This window comes from Phyllobacterium sp. OV277 (assembly GCF_900104355.1).
GTDB lineage: Bacteria > Pseudomonadota > Alphaproteobacteria > Rhizobiales > Rhizobiaceae > Phyllobacterium.
Genome location: NZ_FNIY01000007.1, coordinates 109,421 through 130,945, shown reverse-complemented (window position 1 = coordinate 130,945; position 21,525 = coordinate 109,421). Strand labels below are relative to the sequence as shown.

The following is a 21,525-nucleotide window of genomic DNA, read 5'->3' as shown; positions in this document are numbered from 1 at the left end:
GGCAAATACCTCTTTTGATCAGGTCATCCGATGCGCAACCGCCGCAACAAAGTTCTGACACCTATCGCTCTGGCCCTTGGCCTGTCATCCATGCTCGTCTCAGGCGCTTTCGCCGATGATGCATTGGTGCAGAGGGTCAAGCCGCCTGTCATCAATGTCATCCCGGCCGCAGAGGGCGAGATGGTCGCAAGCATCACCGTCACGGGCACAATCGTTCCCCGGCAGGAAGTTGCCGTTGGAACCGACGTTGCCGGACTGATCGTGCTTGAGTTGGGTGCCGATCAGGGCGACTTTGTAAAGGAGGGCGACATCATTGCCCGCCTCGACAGGTCATCCCTCGAAATTCAGCTGGCACAAATCGAAGCGCAGCGCGCACAGGCTGAGGCATCCATTGCCCAGTCTGAAGCGCAGATTGTTGACGCGCAGATCGCCGTCCGGCAGGCACAGGAAGCGCTGGACCGTGCCCGCGCGCTATCGGCCAAGGGGATCACGTCCAAGGCCGACTTCGACAATGCCACCAATGCCCATGACAGCGCCAATGCGCGGCTCAATACCTCGCGGCAGGCGCTGGTTGCCAGCCAGTCGCAGTTGCAACTGGTGGCTGCACAAAAACGCGATGTGCTGCTGCGGATCGAGAAAGCCGATGTAAAAGCACCAACGTCGGGCGTTGTGCTCAGCCGCAACGCATTGCTCGGTGGTATCGTGTCGATGAATGCCGGTCCCTTGTTCCGTATTGCCCGCGACAATGAATTTGAGCTTTCCGCCAACATTCCCGAAGTTGACCTGCCGCGCCTCAAGCCTGATATGCCCGTATCCGTGCGCGTTTCCGGTATGGAGCAGCCAGTCAGCGGCCATGTGCGTCTGATCTCGCCTGAAATCACCGCCAGCTCCCGTCTCGGCGCAGTCAAGATTTCACTTGAGCGCAATGAAGCAATCCGCCCCGGCAATTTTGCCCGCGCTGTTATTGAGTTGACCCGGCGCAATGGCGTCAATGTTCCGCTCTCCGCAGTGGTCTATCGCGGCCCCACATCATTCGTACAGGTGGTGAAGGACGGTGTTGTCGATACGCGCAAGGTGACGCTCGGTATCCGCAATGATCGCGCGGTTGAAGTGCTTGATGGCCTCGCCAGTGGCGAAGATGTGGTGGCGCGTGCCGGCACCTTTGTTGCCAATGGCGACCGCGTCACCCCGGTTCGTATCACCAATGAAACGACGGGGGCGGTCAAATGAACTGGAACATTTCCGCCTGGTCGATCCGCAATCCGGTTCCCTCGATCCTGCTTTTCGTTGTGCTGATGGTTCTGGGGTTGATGAGCTTTGCCAAGCTGCCCATTACCCGCTTTCCCAACATCGATGTGCCGCTGATTTCCGTGGCCGTCACCGATCCCGGTGTGGCGCCGAGCGAGCTTGAAACCCAGATCGCCAAGCGGGTTGAAGACTCTGTTGCCAATATCACCGGCGTGAAGAATGTTATCACCACGCTGACCGAGGGCAGTTCCACCACGCTGGTCGAGTTCCGCCTTGAAGTAGATACGCAAAAAGCGTTGAACGACGTCAAGGACGCGGTGACGCGCATTCGCAGCGATCTGCCTGCGACCATCAAGGAGCCCATTGTCAGCTCGGTGGATGTCGAAGGCTCGGCCATCCTGACCTACGCGGTTTCTGCGCCGACCATGACATCGGAAGAACTCTCATGGTTCGTTGATGACAAGATTTTGCGCGATATTCAGGGCGTCAAGGGCGTTGGCCGTGTTGAACGCTATGGCGGCGTGACGCGCGAAATCCGTGTCTCGCTTGATCCAGATCGCCTGACAGCGCTGGGTGTGACAGCCTCCGATGTCAACCGTGCTTTGAAATCCATGAATGCCGATCTGACGGGCGGACGTGGTGATCTCGGCTCGACGCAGCAGACCATCCGCACCCTCGGCGCCTCCCGCTCACTGGACGATCTGCGCGCCGTGGAAATTCCCCTTGCCGGTGGCCGTTCCGTGCGGCTTGATGCCATCGGCGCTGTTACGGATGCGTTTCAGGAGCCAAAATCCTTCGCCCGTGTGAACAACCAGACCGTTGTGTCGCTTGGCGTGTTCCGCGCCAAGGGTGCCAGCGATGCTGACGTCTTCAAGCGGGTTCAGGATCGCATGGACCTGTTGAAGCAGAAATATCCCGATACACGCTTCAACATCATCGATAATGCGGTGAACTATACCTACGGCAATTATGAAGCGGCGATGAGTTCGCTTGTCGAAGGTGCGCTTCTGTCGATTGTCGTGGTGTTCCTGTTCCTGCGCAACATTCGCGCCACGCTGATTGCGGCGGTGGCGCTGCCGCTATCCGCCATCCCCACATTCTGGGCTATTGATATGCTCGGGTTCTCGCTGAACCTGATCAGCCTGCTCGGTATCACGCTGGTAACGGGTATTCTCGTCGATGATGCCATTGTGGAGATCGAGAACATCGTCCGGCATATGCGTTCAGGCAAATCGCCCTATCGCGCCTCGCTCGAGGCGGCGGATGAAATCGGGCTTGCGGTTATCGCGATTTCCGTAACGATCATCGCCGTCTTTGCGCCTGTCAGTTTCATGAGCGGCATTGCCGGGCAGTATTTCAAACAGTTTGGCCTGACTGTTGCCGTTGCTGTGTTCTTCTCGCTGCTGGTGGCGCGTCTGATCACACCCATGATGACGGCCTATCTCCTGCGTGACGGTAAAAGCCTGCATCATGAGGAAAATACAGGCGGCTGGGTGGGTGCCTATACCCGCTTCCTTGGCGTCACGCTGCGCTATCGCTGGTTGACGCTGATCAGCGGTGTGCTGCTATTCGCCACGGCGATCTGGGCCATGGGCTTCCTGCCGTCGGGCTTCGTGCCACCACAGGATGAAGCGCGTGTTGCCGTCAATCTGGAATTAACACCCGGCTCTCCCATCGATGAAACGCGCCGCGTCACTGACGAAGCTGCAACGCGCGTCCGGGAAATTCCGGAGGTTCAGCAGACCTATGTCGTTGGCGGATCGTCGCCAAAGGGTGAAGTGGATACCCGGCGCGCGACGATGATCGTCAAGCTCAGCCATAAGAGCGAGCGCAACCGTACCCAGAAGCAGATTGAAGTCGATATCTTCAACAAGCTCTCCGAAGTGCCTGATTTGCGTGCCAATTTCGTCAATGATCGCGGCGAGCGCGAATTTGCCATCGGTGTTATCGGGCCGGATGGCCAGAAGGTGAGTGAACAGGCGCGCGCCATGCAGAGCGCCATGATGGCAACCGGTAGCTTTCAGGCGGTTTCCTCAAGTGCAGCACTGGACCGCCCCGAAATCATTGTCACGCCGCGCATGGACAAGCTGGCCGAACTTGGCCTGTCCACATCTGGCGTTTCCGATGCGCTGCGCGTGGCGACGCTCGGTGATCTCGATGCCAATCTGGCGAAATATACGGTTGGCGACCGGCAGATCCCGATCCGGGTTCAGCTGACGGAAGAATCGCGCCGCGATCTGACTGTGCTCAACACGCTCACAGTCACCGCTCCCTCGGGTGTCGTGGTGCCGCTGGCGTCTATTGCGCAAGTCAGTTTCGGACAGGGGCCTTCTTCGATCGAGCGCTTCAACCGTGAACGTCGTGTTGTTGTCGGCGCCAATATGGCTGGAGGCAAGGAGATCGGCGAGGGGCTTTCCATCGTCAAAAGCCTACCGCAGGTCCAATCCATGCCGGATGGTGTGCGTATTCAGGAAACCGGTGACGCCGAGGTCATGGGCGAAGTCTTTGCCGGGTTCCGCGATGCCATGATCATGGGGCTGATGCTGGTGTTTGTGGTGCTGATCCTTTTGTTTGGCAGTATCTTCCACGCCTTCACCATTCTGATGTCGCTGCCCCTATCGATTGCCGGTGTGGCCGCCGCCTTGCTGCTCACCAACAATTCCGTCTCCATGGCTGTGGTCATCGGTATTTTGATGCTGATGGGCATTGTCACCAAGAATGCCATCATGCTTGTCGATTTCGCCATTGAAGAGGTGAAACACGGTATCCCGCGCAACGAGGCGATCATCGATGCCGGTCGCAAGCGTGTCCGTCCGATTGTGATGACGACGATTGCCATGTCCGCAGGCATGATCCCGGCAGCACTCGCCTTTGGTGACGGCGGCGAGTTCCGTGCGCCGATGGCTATCGCGGTGATCGGCGGTCTTCTGATTTCCACCGTTCTGTCACTGGTGTTCGTGCCGTCCTTCTACACGATCATGGATGATCTGAGCCGCTGGATGGCCCGCGCATTCCATTGGGGCTTCCGTCCGAACAAGCCGGATGAGCCCACGACCACAACACCCCATGGTGTGCGCTCGGTTCCTGCTTATCCGGCGCCGGGCTTTGCCAGTGAGGCCGCTGAATAGGCTCTGTCAGATCGGGTGGCGGATTGCCGCCATCCGTGACCGCTTGCGGGCACTGCGCATCTGCCAGATCGAGTGGCTGACAAGCGCGGTGATGATAATGATGCCACCCAGCAGGGTAGGATCGCTGGGCCGCTCGGCAAAAACCAGCCAGACCCAGATCGGCGCAAGCACTGTTTCCAAGAGATAGAACATTGCCACTTCAGGGCCTGACAGGTATCGCGGCCCCGTGGCAAGGCAGGCAAAGGCGATGGTCGTTACCACCGCGCCGTTGAAGATGATCCATCCGGGCGCGGCAACGGAAAACCCATGCTGCGACACCATGAAAATCGCAACAGACATCGGCAGGATGGTGCCGATGATTGCGGCAAAGCTCATATCCTTCTTCGAAGCGCGGGTCACGGTAATGGCCGAGGCAAGAAAGAATGTTGAAAGCAGGGCAATGATGTTGCCGAAAAGATGCCCCGATGACAGGCCCTCGCGCACGATGATCCCGACGCCGATCAGCATGAAGAACATGGCAACGAAGGTCGCGGTTTTCGGGCGTTCTTTCAGGAATATCCAGGAGAGCAGCGCGGCGAACACCGTATTGAACGCCAGAATGAACACGAGATTGGCCGTCGAGGTGTTGTAGACGGCGATCATGAAAAAGATGGAGCCCATGCCGTAAAGCCCGGCAACAGCCACGCCAATGCGCCCCGGAATGAGCGTTCTTACCTTGCCGGTGGCAATGCTCCACACCGCCCAGATGATCATGGCGCAGAGGAAGGTCGTACCGCTGCGCAGCAGCAGCGTCGACCAGGTTTCACCCTGACCAAGACGCAAAAGCGGGATATCGACGGAGAGTATCAATCCGCCAATACCCGTAATCAGCAGGCCCTTGCGGTGATCAAGATGCGGTTGGGACATTCCTTAGGGCTTTCCAAGTCTTTTTATTGTTCTAAGCCGCAGGGTGTAACTGGAAGAACAATCTTATTCCAGCGCGCGCGTTTATAAATCTGATTGCGTGTTGAGGGATGCGTGCATTTCCGTGGTTGGCGGTCGTGGTTCGTGGTTCGACAAGCTCACCATGAGGGAGAGTGGTGCGTGCAGGGAGTCTAGTTCTGCAACTTTGGAGATTATCGTTGCATCCACACTCTCCCTCATGGTGAGCTTGTCGAACCACGAACCACGACCGCCAACCACGAAGTTGCAAGCTTAACGCGTGGAGCAATACGCAATCGGAAACCCTGATTATTCCCGGCGTTCCCAGCCTTTTGGCCCGAGATGTTCCTGCGGCTTATAGCGGATCTTGTATTGCATCTTGCGCGAGCCCTCGACCCAGTAACCGAGATAGACATGCGGCAGGCCGGCGGCGGCGGCGCGCTGGATGTGATCGAGAATCATGAATGTACCGAGAGAGCGGTCGGCGTAGTCAGGATTAAAGAACGAATAAACCATGGACAATCCATCGCCCATGATGTCGGTCAGCGCCACGGCTATCAGTTCGCCTTCGCCCTTCTTGGTGATGAAGGAATCCGGTCCGCGGCGGCGATATTCGATGATCTGGGTCGGAACATGCGTATCCTCGACCATCATCGCATAATCGAGCACGGTCATCTCCGACATGCCGCCCTTGTTGTGGCGTGCGTCAAGATAACGGCGGAACAACGTATATTGCTCGGTGGAAGGTTCTGCCTGATGAATATTGCCGATCAGGTCCCGGTTACGATTCCAGACCCGGCGCATCGACTTTTCCTGCTTGAACTCTCCAGCAAGGATTCGCACCGAAACGCAGGCCCGGCAATTTTCGCATGCCGGACGATAGGCAATGTTCTGCGAGCGACGAAAACCGCCTTGCGTCAACAGATCATTCAGCTCACTCGCGCGTCCGCCCACCAGATGCGTAAAAACCTTGCGCTCCAGTTGCCCTTCCAGATACGGACAGGGCGAGGGTGCTGTCAGGAAAAACTGCGGTGATTGCTGCGGTTGATGCGTCATTCGTTATCCTGGACCAGTCTGCAACTCCTATAGAATCGTAAGACCACCAAAAACGTCAATTCAATTATATTGTATTCAAGTGTGAATGTCGCGGGTTTCGGTACAAAGCTCACTGGTTGGTCGTTGATGGTTCGTGGTTCGACAAGCTCACCATGAGGGAGAGGGGTGATGAAAGGGAGCTAAACTCTGTAACCTTTGTGATCTGCGATCTCTGTGATTATCGCTGCATCATCAATCTCCCTCATGGTGAGCTTGTCGAACCACGAAGTGGGGGGTGAGCATCGCAGATGCAAAAATTTAGCTTCCCGCAACACATCCACTGTTATCAATCGCGTTCATCTTCGGCATGATAGCATGGCTCGCCATTCCATGAATGGCTTGGAGCATCGTCCTTGCCGTCGACCTGATTGCCCCAGCGTGCCTTGAAAGAACGGTAATCATTGGAAAAATGAACGGCCAGCAGACCGGAGCCATATTTATCGGTCCAGATAAGATTATGGACGGTTCCGGGCGTGACAATCTTCTCGGTGAGCGTTCCGATGAATAGGCCGTCGGGCGCTTCGATCTGATATGTTCCGGAAACACGGCCCTCACGATCAACATTCAGAACGGTGATAACGTCCCGATAGTCGCCATTGGAAATGACCTCGCCGCAAAACCGTCCAGCGGGTGACGCGGCCAGGCTGGTGGCGATACCAGAACCATAGAATAGAAACGCCATTGCGGCGAAGGCGGTGAGCCTGAGATGTGTCATTGATATGGCCGGTAAATGAAGAAGGCTCCCTGTTCAGGAGCCCTCGGGATCAATTATATGCGCGTACGACAACCGTACCGAGAAGAAGATCGTGGACCGTACGTTTACGATCCAGAACGAATGTTGCAAGCAGAATGAGCGGTGTCAGCACCACATTCAGACCCCAGAACAGAACCGTATGGACAATGGCAAGCAGGCCGTCGACCTTCTGGCCGTCGAGGCGCTCCAGTTTCAGGCCCATCATCTGCATGCCCTTGGTTGCCTGACGTGGTCCGCCAAGCGTCGTCGCCACATAGGCAAGCGCCACGGCGGGGAACATGATGCCGTAGAGCATCCATCCAAGGCCAAGCGTTGCAACACCGAGAATGGCGATGACGATCGCCACGGGGATGCAGAGGAAAAACACGATAACATAATCCATCAGGAACGCGAAAACGCGGCTGGACCGCACGCCCTGATACATCCGCCAATCATCCAGGCGGTTGGTGATTATTTCGCCGTCAAGCGCGCTCGTATTCATTTTGTTTCCTGTTTCAAACACACGGACATAGTGCCGTGCTGCTCAACGTGGGAACTCTAGAATAGAAATTCAAGGAACATTTTTGGTGTTTTTGGTCAGAAACCACCCGCTGTTCGTGATTTATGGTTCGTGGTTCGACAAGCTCACCATGAGGGAGAGGGATGATGAAGGGGAGCTACGTTCTGCAACTTTTGTGATCTGCACATCATTCTGCGATCTTTGTGATTTGCAATCTCCGTGATTATCGTTGCACCCACACTCTCCCTCATGGTGAGCTTGTCGAACCACGAACCACAAGTGAATCAGCCATAACAGGATGCAATCTAAAGTCCGGCTCTCAAACGCTCCGCAACGATAGGGGCGAAATAGGTCAGGATGCCGTCACAACCGGCGCGTTTGAACGCCAGCAGGGTTTCCATCATCACCCGTTCCTCATCAATCCAGCCATTGGCACCGGCTGCCTTGATCATCGCATACTCACCCGACACCTGATAGGCGAATGTCGGCACGGAGAATGTTTCCTTCAGGCGATGGATGATATCGAGATAGGGCAGGCCCGGCTTGACCATCAAAGAATCCGCGCCCTCAGCCAGATCCTGTTCCGCCTCGCGGATTGCCTCGTCCGTGTTGGCTGGATCAATATAATAGGTCTTCTTGTCGCCCTTCAGACGCCCAGATGTGCCGATGGCTTCACGGTAAGGACCATAGAAGGCCGAAGCGAATTTTGTGGCGTAAGCCATGATTGCCACATCCTGAAAACCGTTCTGGTCAAGCGCTTCACGGATCGCACCGATACGGCCATCCATCATGTCGGATGGAGCAATAATGTCGGCGCCCGCTGCTGCCTGCAACACTGCACCGCGCGTAATCTGTGCCACGGTCTCGTCATTGACGATGATGCCGTCGCGCAAAATGCCATCATGGCCATGGCTGGTGAATGGATCAAGCGCCACATCGGTGATCATGCCGATTTCAGGCACCGCATCCTTGATGGCGCGGGTGGCGCGGTTGATCAGGTTATCGGCATCGAGAATGCCGGAACCCGTTTCATCGCGCAGGGCAGGGTCAATATTTGCGAAGGTCGCAATAGCGGGAATGCCAAGTTTTGCCGCGCGCTCCGCTTCCCGCGCTGCCATATCCACAGAAAAGCGCTGCACGCCGGGCATGGCGGCAATGTCTTCGCGGCGGTTGGTTCCCTCACACAGAAAGATCGGCCAGATCAGGTCATTCACCGTCAGCTGGTTTTCCTGCACCAGACGGCGCGACCAATCAGCCTTGCGCATACGGCGCAAACGCCGACTTTGCGTGATTTCATCAACTGTCCGGCCCGAACTGGCAAGAAATGGGGAAGCTTTGTTCATGATGGCTGCCTTATCCGCAAGGGTGCGGAACTTCTTCTGTTGTTTGGAATAGTTTTAACAGGCTTCCCCCTGTGGACCAAGATGCTTGGCACAAGATGTGATCCATTGACGCGGTATGCAGGAGTTTCCTAACGTTAGACAATGAATAAGGAGGGGCGCATGGAAATCGATTTTGGCGGCCAAGGCGAGATTGCGTTCGAAACCAAGGGTAGGGCAGGATTGGTGCGCCTGACGCGCCCGAAGGCATTGAATGCGCTGACACCTTTAATGATCAGAGCGCTGTCCCGCGCCTTGCATGCCTGGGCTGTTGATCCTGAGATTGCCTGTGTCATCGTCGAGGGCGAGGGCCGCGCCTTTTGCGCTGGCGGCGATATTCTCGCCGTCTATCACGCGGGCAAGGCCGGAAAGCCGCTCTATGAGTTCTTTTATGATGAATACCGGCTCAACGCCTTTATCCGACACTTTCCAAAGCCCTATATTTCGCTGATAGACGGCATTGTCATGGGCGGCGGCGTTGGTATTTCCGTGCATGGATCGCACCGGATCGTCACTGAAAATGTCATGTTTGCCATGCCGGAAGTCGGAATCGGTTTCTTTCCCGATGTGGGCGGCAGTGCCTTTCTTCCGCATCTGCCTGAACATTTCGGCACCTATCTTGCTCTGACTGGCAACCGTATCCGCCAGGGAGATTGCCTGCAAAGCGGCATTGCTACCCACGCGATCCATGCCGCCGACAAGGAGGCTGTTCGCCATGCCTTGATCGAAACCGGCGACCCGGCAGAGGCTCTGCGCGATAAAACTATCAATCCGGACTATGAAACCAGCGAGAAAATACGCGATATGATCGGCGTTCTGTTCGATTCGCAAACGCTTGGCGGCTGTCTTATCCGTCTTGCCGCTGCCGGGGTGAACGGAAACGAGGATGCGCAACGGGTTCTGGATATCGTCAAGGCACGTTCTCCCACCAGCCTGCATGTGACTTTCAGGCAGATCGAAGAAGGACGTGATCTCGATATGGATCAATGTATGCAGATGGAATACCGGATTCTTTCGCGAATGCTTGAGAGTAATGATTTTTATGAAGGCATCCGCGCCCTGCTTGTAGACAAGGACAATGCGCCTGTCTGGCAGCCTGCAACGCTTGAAGATGTCACCCCTGAGATGATCGACGCCTATTTTGCGCCGCTGGGTGAGCGGGAATTGCAGCTTACATGATCGAAAAGCCGACGCATCTGCCATTCGATTCGACCTTGGCGCAAACAGGCTTTGTCTGGCTGCTGCGACTGGTTTCGATCTATTGCCTCGTGGCAGGGGTTGGCTACTGGGTGCAGATCATGGGCTATTATGAGGGCCTGCTCTGGCGCTTCGACCTGATGCCGTGGCAGTGGAAGGTCGCATCTGTGTCGCTGGCCATGCTTTTCCCCGTTGCCTCGACAGGTCTGTGGATGATGGTTTCATGGGGCCCTGTCATCTGGTTTGTGGCCGCCGCAGGTGAAACATTGATGTTCACCGTCTTCTGGGAATATTTTTATTATAAGCCCGCGATTGCAGTCATTCATTGCAGTGTCGCCGTGCTTTATATCGCCTTTCGCGTCGTGCTTTTCCTGCAGAAACGCCAGCTGGCCAAACCCCAGCGGTGAGGCGCGGGTAAGTCTTCATTAAGCCTGAAATTGCATTGGTCGCGGTAAGGTACTGTTAAGTCTGAGTTTTAATTCGAATTTTATGCGTATTCGATAGTGTTGCCTCAACGGTGAGAAAAATACACCGAAACAACAGTGAGGCACGTATTATGAACAACATACAGAGAAAGTCTGGCACGACCACGCATGCCACCGTCAATGACACAGCATTGCGGACTCTTTATCTTGAAGCACTTCAGTTGGTCGAACGTTTGCATCGTCGTTTACTTGACGTTGTGAAAGATGAATTCGACCGTAACGGCCGCAGCGACATCAACGCCATTCAGGCATTGCTGCTTTTCAACATCGGCAATGCTGAACTGACTGCCGGTGAACTGCGCAGCCGTGGCTACTATCTGGGTTCGAACGTCTCTTACAATCTGAAGAAACTTGTCGAACTCGGCTTCATCTCCCACGAGCGTTCACGCACCGACCGCCGGTCGGTCCGCGTCAGCTTGACGGAGAAGGGCAATGAAGTGGCGGAACTCGTCGCGGGTCTTTACGAGCGTCATGTGGCCTCTATCGAGCACGTCGGTGGCATCAAGGCCGAAGAATTCCAGTCGATGAACAAGGCGTTGCAGCGTCTTGACCGCTTCTGGAACGATACAATCGCCTACCGCATGTAATATCGACTGCAATCTGCAAGACAAAAGCCCGGCTTCGCTCTTTAAGCAGTTTCGAAACTGCTCTGGCGAAGGCGGGCTTTGCTTGTCCGGCCCACGCCGCGTGGGGCCAAAAGTCATCAATCCGCCATAATGCCATGGAAAGGCATTTGAAGTATTCCATAATTCAGTGAAGCTTAAATATTGGCTCCGCACGGGCTGATTAGCGTTTGAACCATCACGATTACGCTATCGGTGCGAAAGTTGCTGTTTGTTAAGGGTGTTCCTGATAATTTTGGAAACCATAATCTGCGTTCTGCGTTATTGGGCGGCAGGTTGGCTGCGACGTTTTCAATTGGGTTGGGCAATACTATGAAGAAACTAGGATCATCAGGGCTTGATCGCCGCACATTCCTCACCGGAGTGGCAACTGCTGGTTTGGCTGCTATCTCATCATCTGCATGGGCGGATGATCCGGCAATCAACGATATTCTGGCTTCTCCACGCCGTGGCAATTGGGATGATCAGTTCGATGCGCGCTCTAGCGCCCACGCCAAGGTTGCAAGCTTCCAGCCGATAGCCAGCCCCGAGACGGTTTCTTTCATTCAGGCTGCCATCAATACCTACAGCCAGATTGTCGCCAATGGCGGGTGGCCGAACGTGCCAGTTACCACCAAGTTGCAGCTTGGCGTTGTCGATCCATCCGTTCCTGCCTTGCGCAAGCGCCTGATGGTATCGGGCGATCTTTCCGAAAGCGCTGGTCTTTCCACATCGTTCGACACCTATGTCGATGCGGCTGTGAAGCGTTTTCAGGCTCGCCACGGCCTGCCTGCTGATGGCGTCATGGGCCAGTTCACCATTGCCGCCATGAACATTCCGGCCAATATCCGTCTTGGCCAGTTGCAGACCAATCTGGAGCGCGTGCGCACCTTGGCCGCTGCAAATCAGGGCAGCCGTTATGTCATGGTCAACATACCGGCAGCGCAGATCGAAGCCGTTGAAGGCGGCCGCGTCGTGCAGCGCCATACGGCCATCGTCGGCAAGATCGACCGCCAGACACCGATTCTTGACTCGAAAATTTCCGAAGTCATTCTCAATCCTTATTGGACGGCGCCAAAGTCGATCATCCAGAAGGATATTATTCCGCTGATGCGCAAGGACCCGACTTACCTGACGCGCAACAAGATCCGCCTGTTCAATGAACAGCGTCAGGAAGTGCCACCGGAAAGCGTCGACTGGAACACGGATGATGCGGTAAAGCTGATGTTCCGTCAGGACCCGGGCAAGATCAACGCCATGTCCTCGACAAAGATCAACTTCGCCAACCCTTACGCTGTTTACATGCATGACACACCGCAGCAGGGCAATTTCAACAAGCTCATGCGCTTCGATTCGTCGGGCTGCGTGCGCGTGCAGAACGTGCGTGACCTTAATGTCTGGCTGTTGCGCAGCACGCCGGGCTGGGATCGCCAGACCATGGATGCGACAATCAAGTCAGGCGTCAACACGCCGATTGCCGTTGCTGATCCGGTTCCGCTGCATTTCGTTTATGTCAGCGCCTGGTCAACCGGCGATGGTGTTGTTCAGTTGCGCGACGATATTTACGAGCGCGATGGCCAGCAGGCATTGTCGATTGGCACGAATACCTGATCGTTCACTTCAGAACGCAAGATTTCGAAAAGGCTGCCTTCGGGCGGTCTTTTTGCATTTGAATGGTGGATGGCGGTTTCGGGCTAATGCTTTTCGCCCACCGGCCATTGGCCTTGACCGTTTAAGTATGATAATGCGCCGGAATACCTACTCACTTAAGACAAATGAGGGTCCAGGCACCATGTCGAATGCAAGCGCTTCCGTTGCAGATACATTTTTCAACGCATCACTCGAAGACATCGATCCGGAAATTTTTGGCTCCATCCGCAAGGAGCTAGGTCGCCAGCGTCATGAGATCGAACTGATCGCTTCGGAAAACATCGTATCGCGTGCCGTGCTCGAAGCACAGGGCTCGATCATGACCAACAAATATGCCGAGGGCTATCCGGGCAAGCGCTATTATGGCGGCTGCCAGTTCGTTGATATTGCTGAAGAATTGGCAATCGAACGTGCCAAAAAACTGTTCAATTGCGAATATGCCAATGTGCAGCCGAATTCCGGCAGCCAGATGAACCAGGCCGTATTCCTCGCGCTGCTGCAGCCCGGCGATACGTTCATGGGTCTCGACCTTAATTCCGGCGGTCACCTGACCCACGGTTCGCCTGTTAATATGTCCGGCAAGTGGTTCAATGTTGTGTCCTATGGCGTGCGTCAGGACGACAATTTGCTTGATATGGCAGAAATCGAACGTCTGGCACATCAGCACAAGCCAAAGCTGATCATCGCTGGCGGTACAGCTTACTCGCGCGTTTGGGATTTCGAACGTTTCCGCCAGATCGCCGATGCGGTTGGCGCCTATCTCATGGTTGATATGGCCCATATCGCTGGGCTCGTGGCTGCCGGTGTGCATCCGTCGCCGCTGCCGCATGCGCATGTCACCACCACCACGACGCATAAGTCGCTGCGCGGCCCGCGCGGTGGCATGATCCTGACCAACGATGCCGATATCGCCAAGAAGATCAACTCGGCTGTGTTCCCCGGCCTGCAGGGTGGCCCTTTGATGCACGTCATCGCGGCCAAGGCAGTGGCTTTCGGCGAGGCATTGAAGCCTGAGTTCAAGACTTACGGTCAGAATGTGGTCAACAATGCCCGCACTCTGGCGGAATCGCTGAAGAAGAACGGTCTCAACATCGTATCGGGTGGCACTGATAACCATCTGATGCTGGTTGACCTGCGTCCCAAGAACGCCACCGGCAAGCGCGCCGAAGCCGCTCTTGGCCGCGCCAACATCACCTGCAACAAGAACGGCATTCCTTTCGACCCGGAAAAGCCGTTTGTAACCTCAGGCGTGCGCCTTGGCACACCGGCTGGAACAACACGCGGTTTTGGCGCTGCGGAATTCATCGAGATCGGCAATCTGATTTCGGAAGTTCTTGATGGCCTGAAAGTTGCCAATTCCGACGAGGGCAATGCTGCGGTTGAAAAGGCCGTCCAGAACAAGGTTGTCGAACTGACCGACCGCTTCCCGCTTTATCCCTATCTCGGCCAGTAAATCCGGGGTGATTTATAAAATGGCGGTGCGCGAGCGCCGCCATTTTTATTTGGGGGTGTCAAATGGTTGCGTTTTCACCCCCCTCTGTCCTGTCGGACATCTCCCCCACAAGGGGGGAGATCACATTGACATCAACGCCTTTGCACAACAGGAAAAGTTTCAGATTGTGCAAAGGCGGCAGTGCAGCTGATCTCCCCCCTTGTGGGGGAGATGTCCGACAGGACAGAGGGGGGTGAAACGGCTACATTGCGCAGATCTGAATATAAACTGCGAGACTATAATGCGATTGAATCAGGTGACGCTAACTGCTCCAGATCTGGACAAAACTTGGGATTTTTATTGCGCTCTCGGTCTCATTCCCATCGTCGATTCCCGTCCGCGCTATATCCGGTTTCTCTGCTCTGATGGCGGCAGCACGTTCTCCATTCATCAAGGTGCAACGCCCGGCAGTGGAACGACTGTTTATTTCGAACTCGATAATCTCGATGAGCGGGTGGAGCAGCTTAAAGCAGCGGGCTTTGTTTTCACGTCTGACCCGGAAGATAAGAAATGGCTTTGGCGTGAGGCGGAGCTTTTTGATCCTGCCGGGAACAGGATTATTCTCTATTTCGCTGGCAGTAATCGCCTCGATCCGCCGTGGCGAGTTTAGCGGTTATCGTTGCATCAACAATGGTTCGTGGTTCGACAAGCTCACCATGAGGGAGAGTGGTGAGTGGCAGGGAGCCAAGTTCTGCGGATTCGGCGACTAGCCTTGCATCCACGCTCTTCCTCATGGTTGTTATGTCGAACCACGAACCCTAGAACCGCGCACGACGGTTTTATGCCAAGTTTTACTCCCCTCTGTCCTGTCGGACATCTCGACAGGACAGAGGGGGGTGAAATACCCGCAACCCTCCGAATTTGGATCAATTACCTCGATCCACTATGTCGCGATGGCAAAACTTGGCCGTTCCTTTGACACATCGTCGCGGTGAGGGTGCTTTTATATCGTACCGAAAGACACTATCTTCCCTAACGATTTCAGAATCATCTCCGGAAAGCCAAACGATGCGTTGTCCCTATTGCCAGTCTGAGGATACTCAGGTGAAAGATTCCCGCCCAGCTGAAGATGGGGCGGTGATCCGCAGACGGCGCATCTGTACCGTATGTGGCGGGCGTTTTACCACCTTTGAGCGCGTCCAACTGCGTGATTTGAGCGTGGTGAAAAAGAGTGGCCGCAAGGTGGCCTTTGATCGCGACAAGCTGATGCGTTCGGTGGAAGTGGCGCTGCGCAAGCGGCAGGTTGACCCGGAGCGCGTCGAGCGTGCGGTATCGGGCATTGTCCGTCAGCTGGAAAGCTCAGGCGAGCCGGAGGTCAGCTCCGATGAAATCGGCAGGCTCGTCATGGATGCGCTGAAAGGCATCGATGATATCGCCTATATCCGCTTCGCTTCGGTTTACCGTAATTTCCGCGAGGCCAAGGATTTCCACAATGTAATCGATGAAATCACCGCCGGTGACGTGGCGTCCGATCCGGTCGAGGATGAGTGAACCCCATGAACCCATCGGAGCAGAGTGCGCTTGACCGGCGCTACATGGCTGCGGCCATTCGTCTGTCTCGCAGCCATCAGGGGCTGACAGGCACAAACCCGTCCGTTGCAACGCTGATTGTCGATAAGGACGGCGTTATTGTCGGGCGCGGCGTCACAGCTATTGGCGGGCGGCCGCATGCGGAAACGCAGGCGCTGGCTGAAGCGGGCGACAAAGCGAGAGGCGCAACCGCCTATGTGACGCTTGAGCCATGCGCCCATCACGGCAAAACCCCGCCTTGCGCCGATGCGCTGGTGACATCAGGCGTAACCCGGGTGGTCTCCGCCGCCAATGATCCTGATGACCGGGTGGCGGGCAAGGGATATGCTATTCTGCGCAATGCGGGCGTCGAAGTTATCACCGGCGTCATGGCCAGTGAGGCCGCTGACTATCTCGCCGGATACTTGATTCGATCTTCGAAAAAACGCCCGGAAGTGACTCTGAAACTTGCACTTTCCGCTGATGGGTTTATCGGCAGACATGGCACCGGGCAGATTGCCATCACCGGTCCCGTTGCGCGGGCGCAGGTGCATCTGATGCGGGCTGAATCCGATGCCATTCTGGTTGGTATCGGCACGGCACTTGCCGATGATCCCATTTTGACCTGCCGTTTGCCGGGCCTCGAGAACCGTTCGCCGGTGCGCATTGTGCTCGACAGCCAGTTGCGCTTGCCGGTGGATAGCAAGCTGGTGCAAAGCGCGGGCAGTGTTCCCCTGTGGATCGCCGCCAATGCACAGGCCAATCCGGCAAAACGGCAAGCACTCGTCGCTGCCGGTTGCCGCATGCTCGCTACGGAAACCGATTGCGGTGCAACGGCTTTGCCGGAACTGCTGGATGACCTTGCCGCACAGGGTATTGCCACACTGATGGTCGAGGGCGGCGCGTCGGTGGCTTCGGCGCTATTGCAGGACGGTCTGGTGGATCGCATAGCGCTTTTCGAGGGACCGCTGGCAATCGGATCAGAGGGCGGTCTTGCAGTACCGGAACTTTCTTCCCATATCGCTCGTGACTTCACATTGTCGCGCGATGATCGTTTTGGTGATGATCATTACCGCGAATATATAAGACCCATCTGAGGAAACAGCATGTTCACGGGAATTGTAACGGATATCGGCAAGGTCGGTCAGGTAAAGCCACTCAACGAAGGCGTGCTTTTGCGCGTGGAAACAAATTACGACCCAGAAACGATCGAGATTGGTGCTTCCATTTCCTGTTCGGGCGTGTGCCTGACCGTCGTGACACTGCCCGAAAAGGGATCGAATGCCCGTTGGTTCGAGGTGGAGGCTTGGGAAGAGGCGTTGCGCCTGACCAGCATTGCCAACTGGAAGAATGGCACGCGTATCAATCTTGAGCGCTCGCTGAAGCTTGGCGACGAAATGGGCGGCCACCTTGTCTCCGGCCATATCGATGCCATGGCGGAACTGATCAAGCGTGAGGAAGAGGGCGATGCCGTCCGCTTCACGCTGCGGGTTCCGGAGGAATTGGCGCGGTTTATCGCTCCGAAAGGTTCCGTTGCACTCGACGGTACGTCGCTGACAGTCAACGCCGTTAATGGCAACGAGTTCGATGTCCTGTTGATCCGCCACTCGCTTGAAGTCACAACCTGGGGCGACCGCAAGGCCGGTGACAGGGTGAATATCGAGATTGATCAGATGGCGAGATACGCTGCACGGCTTGCAGAATATCCGAAATCAGCCTAGGACCACACTCAAAGGCGAAGCGGCTTCGCCAACCCCATTTGAGTTCCGGAGTTTTCCATGTCCAAAAAAAAGGCGCATGCGCCACATCTGTTGATCGTGGAAGCGCGATTCTATGACGATTTGTCGGATGCGCTGCTGAATGGTGCCAAGCTGGCGCTTGATGAAGGCAAGGCAACCTATGACGTTGTGACTGTTCCCGGTGCGCTTGAAGTTCCTGCGGCCATTTCCTTTGCATTGGATGCAGCGGAAGACGGCGGAACGGAATATGATGGCTTCGTGGCACTTGGCACGGTTATTCGCGGCGAAACCTATCATTTTGATATCGTCGCCAATGAATCCTGCCGCGCTCTGATGGAACTCGCGGTTGATGAAAGCATTGCCATTGGCAATGGCATTCTCACCGTCGAGAATGAGGAGCAGGCATGGGCCCGGGCCCGCCGCGAGGACAAGGACAAGGGTGGCTTTGCAGCGCGCGCTGCACTGACTATGATCGCCCTCAAGGAAAAGCTTGGAGCCTGACCGGATGCCTTCTTCCAAAGATGGGGAAAGTCCCGCTGTAAAACCCGCTAATAAGCGCGGCGTCGCGCGCCTGGCCGCTGTACAGGCGCTGTATCAGATGGATGTTGCCGGTACCGGCGTTATCGAGGTTGTTGCAGAGTACGAAGCACACCGCCTCGGCAAGGAAGTCGATGGAAACCAGTATCTTGATGCTGATCCCCAGTGGTTTCGCGCCATTGTTGCGGGCGTGGTTTCTGAGCAGACTTCGCTTGATCCGATGATCCGTCAGGCTTTGACGGAGGATTGGCCATTGTCGCGGCTCGATTCAACGCTGCGGGCGATTTTACGCGCCGGAATCTGGGAATTGAGAAATCGCCCGGATGTGCCGACAGCCGTTATCGTTTCCGAATATATCGATATCGCGAAGGCTTTCTATACGGAAGAAGAGCCAAAACTGGTGAATGCTGTGCTTGATCGTCTGGCTTTCGAGCTTCGCGGTGAAAGCCGGGGCGCGAAAAGCCCGCGCGGCTGAGCTTAAGCAGCCAATTTAGCTGGTGATTGCATTTCTAGTGTTTCGTGGTTCGATATAACAACCATGAGGGAGAATGGGGATGCAACGCTTGTCGCAAAGGTTGCCGTGCAAAGGGAGCAGAACTTGACTCCTCAACCCACACCCATCTCCGTCATCCTCGGGCTTGACCCGAGGACCCATAATCAAAAGTGCGAAATATTCAGGTGAGTTAGATCTCATCAGCCGTGGGTCCTCGGGTCAAGCCCGAGGATGACGGAGATGGATGAGGTGTCGGGGGGAGTCAAGTTCTGCTCCCTTTGCACGGCAACGTTTGCGACAAGCGTTGCATCCACCCATCTCTCCTCATGGTGAGCTTGTTGAACCACGTATTATGAGCCCTGCAGCGCGCACGTCAAAACCCTTCAAACACGCTCAATCAGATTAATGGTATCAACCCTAAGCCGCCTCAGCGAAAGGCCTTGACCTTTTCGCATGGGCTTGGCTACTCCTAGTGCATACGGTCGCGTTTCTGCCGGCCTGGCAGATTTTGTGTGCCGTACCGAACCTGATCCGGGGAGGGGTATTTTTCGGGTCAAAATCTGAGGGAGTGGCATGACTATACTGTTTCTCGTCATCGCCTGCGGTTTGCTGTCAATCGTCTATGCTTTTTGGGCCACCAAATCGGTGCTCGCAGCAGACCAGGGCAATGCGCGCATGCAAGAAATCGCCGGTGCTATCCGCGAGGGTGCACAGGCTTATCTCACACGTCAGTATACCACGATCGCCATTGTTGGCGTCGTTGTCTTTCTAGCAGTCTGGTACCTCTTGTCGTCAACCGCAGCGATCGGCTTCCTGATCGGCGCCGTGCTGTCAGGTCTTGCCGGTTTCATTGGCATGCACGTCTCCGTTCGTGCCAATGTGCGCACCGCTCAAGCAGCCTCCCGCAGTCTGGCGGCGGGTCTTGAAATCGCGTTCAAGTCAGGCGCGATCACCGGCATGCTTGTCGCCGGTCTCGCTCTGCTTGGCGTTGCTGTTTATTATTACATTCTGACCGGCCCGCTTGGCCATCTGCCTGCGGACCGTGTTGTCATTGACGCTCTTGTCTCCCTCGGGTTCGGTGCGTCACTCATCTCAATCTTTGCCCGTCTTGGCGGCGGCATCTTCACCAAAGGTGCTGACGTTGGCGGCGATCTCGTCGGCAAGGTCGAAGCCGGAATTCCTGAAGATGATCCACGCAATCCGGCAACCATCGCCGACAATGTGGGCGACAATGTCGGCGATTGCGCCGGTATGGCTGCCGACCTTTTCGAAACCTATGCGGTGACAATTGTTGCCACCATGGTTCTGGGTGCCATCTTCTTTGCTGCAACGCCTGTTTTGAGCAATATCATGCTCTATCCGCTGGCGATCTGTGGCGCCTGCATCATCACCTCGATTGCCGGTACGTTCTTCGTCAAGCTTGGCGCGAACAACTCGATCATGGGCGCTCTCTACAAGGGTCTCATTGTAACGGGCCTGCTGTCGATCGCCGGTCTTGCTGCTGCCACATCAATGACCATCGGCTGGGGTGAGGTGGGTGTAGTTGCCGGTAAATCGATCACCGGTTCCAACCTCTTCATCTGCGGCCTTGTCGGGCTTGTTGTGACGGGATTGATCGTGGTGATCACTGAATACTACACGGGCACCAACAAGCGCCCTGTTAATTCGATTGCCCAGGCATCGGTGACCGGTCATGGCACCAATGTGATCCAGGGTCTTGCGGTTTCGCTTGAATCAACAGCGCTTCCGGCTCTGGTGATTGTCGGCGGCATCATCTCGACTTACCAGTTGGCAGGGCTTTTCGGCACCGGTATCGCCGTAACGGCCATGCTTGGTATTGCCGGCATGATCGTTGCGCTTGATGCGTTCGGTCCTGTGACTGACAATGCCGGTGGTATTGCTGAGATGGCTGGACTTGATCCGGAAGTACGCAAATCCACCGATGCGCTGGATGCCGTTGGCAATACGACAAAAGCCGTCACCAAGGGCTATGCCATTGGTTCGGCTGGCCTTGGTGCTCTGGTGCTGTTTGCGGCCTATTCCAACGATCTGCAATTCTTCATCAGTGAAGCCAACAAGGATGGCTCGACGGTCTTCTCCTATTTCAAGGGAATGGGCGCCGTATCGTTCGAACTCTCCAATCCTTATGTTGTTGCCGGTCTGATCTTCGGTGGACTCATTCCCTACCTCTTCGGTGGTATTGCAATGACAGCCGTTGGCCGCGCTGCTGGTTCCGTGGTGGAGGAAGTGCGCAGACAGTTCCGCGAAAAGCCCGGTATCATGGCCGGTACGGAGCGGCCTGACTATGCCCGTGCGGTGGATATTCTCACCCGTGCGGCCATCAAGGAAATGGTTGTGCCGTCGCTGCTGCCTGTTTTGGCGCCGCTCGTCGTCTATTTCGGCGTGCTGCTAATTTCGGGTTCAAAAGCATCGGCGTTTGCCGCGCTCGGTGCTTCGCTTCTGGGTGTTATCATCAATGGTATTTTTGTTGCCATTTCGATGACATCAGGTGGCGGTGCCTGGGACAATGCCAAGAAATCCTTCGAAGACGGTTTTGTCGACAAGGATGGCGTTCGCCATATGAAGGGTTCCGAAGCTCATAAGGCCTCGGTAACAGGCGATACGGTTGGCGATCCCTACAAGGATACGGCCGGTCCTGCGGTTAATCCGGCCATCAAGATCACCAATATCGTGGCCTTGCTGCTGCTTGCAGTGCTGGCGCACGGATAATCAGGCATCAGACCAAAGAAAAACCCGCGAAATCTGATTTCGCGGGTTTTTGCATTTTCGTCTGAAC

At 55.8% G+C, this 21,525-nt stretch carries 19 protein-coding genes; 14 read left to right on the top strand and 5 right to left on the bottom strand.

Features of this window, described 5'->3' with window-relative positions; translation table 11 throughout:
• The first annotated feature begins 30 nt into the window (after window positions 1–30).
• Both BLU05_RS20060 and BLU05_RS20055 read left to right on the top strand, forming a co-directional pair.
• Window positions 31–1,230, top strand: coding sequence for an efflux RND transporter periplasmic adaptor subunit (locus tag BLU05_RS20060; protein ID WP_091883948.1), 1,200 nt, complete (start codon window positions 31–33; stop codon window positions 1,228–1,230).
• Entirely contained in the window at window positions 1,227–4,376 is a 3,150-nt protein-coding gene (locus BLU05_RS20055; RefSeq protein WP_091883945.1) for an efflux RND transporter permease subunit, read from the top strand. The genes BLU05_RS20060 and BLU05_RS20055 overlap by 4 nt, the downstream gene beginning before the upstream one ends.
• A gap of 6 nt (window positions 4,377–4,382) precedes the next feature.
• Here the strand turns inward: BLU05_RS20055 and BLU05_RS20050 are convergent, their stop codons facing one another.
• The 5 genes from BLU05_RS20050 to hemB form a co-directional block, all read right to left on the bottom strand.
• A complete protein-coding gene (locus BLU05_RS20050; protein ID WP_091883943.1) occupies window positions 4,383–5,282 on the bottom strand; it encodes a DMT family transporter in 900 nt (299 codons plus the stop codon).
• A gap of 324 nt (window positions 5,283–5,606) precedes the next feature.
• Window positions 5,607–6,353: an arginyltransferase gene (locus BLU05_RS20045; RefSeq protein WP_091883940.1), complete on the bottom strand. Its 747-nt coding sequence runs from the start codon at window positions 6,351–6,353 to the stop codon at window positions 5,607–5,609.
• A 325-nt stretch (window positions 6,354–6,678) separates the two neighbouring features.
• Window positions 6,679–7,107, bottom strand: a complete 429-nt coding sequence (locus BLU05_RS20040; protein ID WP_091883938.1) for a hypothetical protein — start codon at window positions 7,105–7,107, stop codon at window positions 6,679–6,681.
• Between the two features lie 49 nt (window positions 7,108–7,156).
• Window positions 7,157–7,627 (bottom strand): RDD family protein, encoded by a 471-nt coding sequence (locus BLU05_RS20035; protein WP_091883935.1) that lies wholly within the window; start codon window positions 7,625–7,627, stop codon window positions 7,157–7,159.
• A gap of 323 nt (window positions 7,628–7,950) precedes the next feature.
• The gene (hemB, locus tag BLU05_RS20030; protein ID WP_091883931.1) at window positions 7,951–8,988 is read right to left on the bottom strand and encodes a porphobilinogen synthase; all 1,038 of its coding nucleotides are present in this window, start codon (window positions 8,986–8,988) and stop codon (window positions 7,951–7,953) included.
• Between the two features lie 159 nt (window positions 8,989–9,147).
• Here hemB and BLU05_RS20025 point away from each other — a divergent pair, with 159 nt between their 5' ends.
• From BLU05_RS20025 to BLU05_RS19970, 12 genes are all read left to right on the top strand, one after another.
• Entirely contained in the window at window positions 9,148–10,203 is a 1,056-nt protein-coding gene (locus tag BLU05_RS20025; RefSeq protein WP_091883928.1) for an enoyl-CoA hydratase/isomerase family protein, read from the top strand.
• A complete protein-coding gene (locus tag BLU05_RS20020; RefSeq protein ID WP_091883926.1) occupies window positions 10,200–10,628 on the top strand; it encodes a DUF6163 family protein in 429 nt (142 codons plus the stop codon). The genes BLU05_RS20025 and BLU05_RS20020 overlap by 4 nt, the downstream gene beginning before the upstream one ends.
• 149 nt (window positions 10,629–10,777) lie before the next feature.
• Entirely contained in the window at window positions 10,778–11,293 is a 516-nt protein-coding gene (locus BLU05_RS20015; protein ID WP_091883923.1) for a transcriptional regulator LdtR, read from the top strand.
• Window positions 11,294–11,641: 348 nt separating this feature from the next.
• Window positions 11,642–12,919 carry a L,D-transpeptidase family protein gene (locus BLU05_RS20010; protein WP_091883921.1) on the top strand — a complete coding sequence of 426 codons (1,278 nt, stop codon included), beginning with the start codon at window positions 11,642–11,644 and terminating at the stop codon, window positions 12,917–12,919.
• 181 nt (window positions 12,920–13,100) lie between these two features.
• The gene (glyA, locus tag BLU05_RS20005) at window positions 13,101–14,411 is read left to right on the top strand and encodes a serine hydroxymethyltransferase (RefSeq protein ID WP_091883918.1); all 1,311 of its coding nucleotides are present in this window, start codon (window positions 13,101–13,103) and stop codon (window positions 14,409–14,411) included.
• 280 nt (window positions 14,412–14,691) lie between these two features.
• The gene (locus BLU05_RS20000; RefSeq protein WP_091883915.1) at window positions 14,692–15,060 is read left to right on the top strand and encodes a VOC family protein; all 369 of its coding nucleotides are present in this window, start codon (window positions 14,692–14,694) and stop codon (window positions 15,058–15,060) included.
• Between the two features lie 398 nt (window positions 15,061–15,458).
• Window positions 15,459–15,941, top strand: a complete 483-nt coding sequence (gene nrdR / locus BLU05_RS19995; protein ID WP_091883913.1) for a transcriptional regulator NrdR — start codon at window positions 15,459–15,461, stop codon at window positions 15,939–15,941.
• Window positions 15,942–15,946: 5 nt separating this feature from the next.
• Window positions 15,947–17,056: a bifunctional diaminohydroxyphosphoribosylaminopyrimidine deaminase/5-amino-6-(5-phosphoribosylamino)uracil reductase RibD gene (gene ribD, locus BLU05_RS19990; protein WP_091883910.1), complete on the top strand. Its 1,110-nt coding sequence runs from the start codon at window positions 15,947–15,949 to the stop codon at window positions 17,054–17,056.
• 9 nt (window positions 17,057–17,065) lie between these two features.
• Window positions 17,066–17,680, top strand: a complete 615-nt coding sequence (locus tag BLU05_RS19985; RefSeq protein ID WP_091883908.1) for a riboflavin synthase — start codon at window positions 17,066–17,068, stop codon at window positions 17,678–17,680.
• Between the two features lie 57 nt (window positions 17,681–17,737).
• On the top strand, window positions 17,738–18,199 hold the full coding sequence (gene ribH / locus BLU05_RS19980; protein ID WP_091883905.1) for a 6,7-dimethyl-8-ribityllumazine synthase: 462 nt from the start codon (window positions 17,738–17,740) through the stop codon (window positions 18,197–18,199).
• Between the two features lie 4 nt (window positions 18,200–18,203).
• Window positions 18,204–18,710 (top strand): transcription antitermination factor NusB, encoded by a 507-nt coding sequence (gene nusB / locus BLU05_RS19975; protein WP_091883903.1) that lies wholly within the window; start codon window positions 18,204–18,206, stop codon window positions 18,708–18,710.
• A 591-nt stretch (window positions 18,711–19,301) separates the two neighbouring features.
• Window positions 19,302–21,458: a sodium-translocating pyrophosphatase gene (locus BLU05_RS19970; RefSeq protein ID WP_091883900.1), complete on the top strand. Its 2,157-nt coding sequence runs from the start codon at window positions 19,302–19,304 to the stop codon at window positions 21,456–21,458.
• Window positions 21,459–21,525: the final 67 nt, after the last annotated feature.